The following is a 796-nucleotide window of genomic DNA, read 5'->3' as shown; positions in this document are numbered from 1 at the left end:
ACGAATTGATGGATCAGCTTTTCGATTTACGTACAGATATGTCCAGGCTCCGTCGGACCATATTGCCGATGCGTGATTTATTGTACAGAATGATTTCATCGGAGCGTCTGAATTACTTGAAAGATCAGCATCTATATTTTAATGATGTGTACGATCATCTTCTTAAATTGACTGAAATGCTTGAATCGTATCGAGATTTTTCGTCCGATATCCGTGATAGCTATTTGTCTGTGAACTCTAATAATATGAATTCAACGATGATGACATTGACTGTCATCACTACCATTTTCATGCCGCTGACCTTCATAGTGGGCGTATATGGGATGAATTTTGAATATATGCCGGAATTAAATTGGCATTATGGCTATTTCCTCATTCTTGGAACGATGGKCGGTATTGCCTTGATGATGTTTTTATTCTTTGTAAAAAAAGGTTGGCTCAATCCAAAGAAAAGGTCGCGAAAGAGATAAGAATCATTTGAGAAACTGGTGAGTATGCATTATTTTGTTTGCGCTGCGGGGGTTTATATCGAAGAGATAGGCTTAAGAACGATATGGTGGCGGAATGACAGTGGTGAAAATGAGCTTGGAATAAGGGGGACTCAGATGGGTCCCTTTTTTGTTTGGGCTTTAATAAAGGCACTTTTCGTAAAGATTGTTGTTTTTAAAACGAAACTATTTAAGGTTGATTGGAGCGGAAGTGCGAGACTCCTGCGGGAACAGCGGGACAGGTGAGACCCCACAGGCGTTTACGCCGAGGAGGCTCACCGCACGCCCCGCGGAAAGCGAGCCTCTGG

At 42.1% G+C, this 796-nt stretch carries 1 protein-coding gene; it reads left to right on the top strand.

The features are described 5' to 3' along the window. Nucleotides 1-470 (top strand): CorA family divalent cation transporter (locus tag AC1DVB_RS27675; RefSeq protein WP_477592050.1); only part of this gene is annotated, 470 nt, incomplete at its 5' end. Nucleotides 471-796: the final 326 nt, after the last annotated feature.

Source organism: Peribacillus sp. P4_D6 (assembly GCF_056401795.1).
The sequence above is the reverse complement of the archived record's forward strand: the minus strand, read 5'-3'. Positions and strand labels throughout refer to the sequence as shown.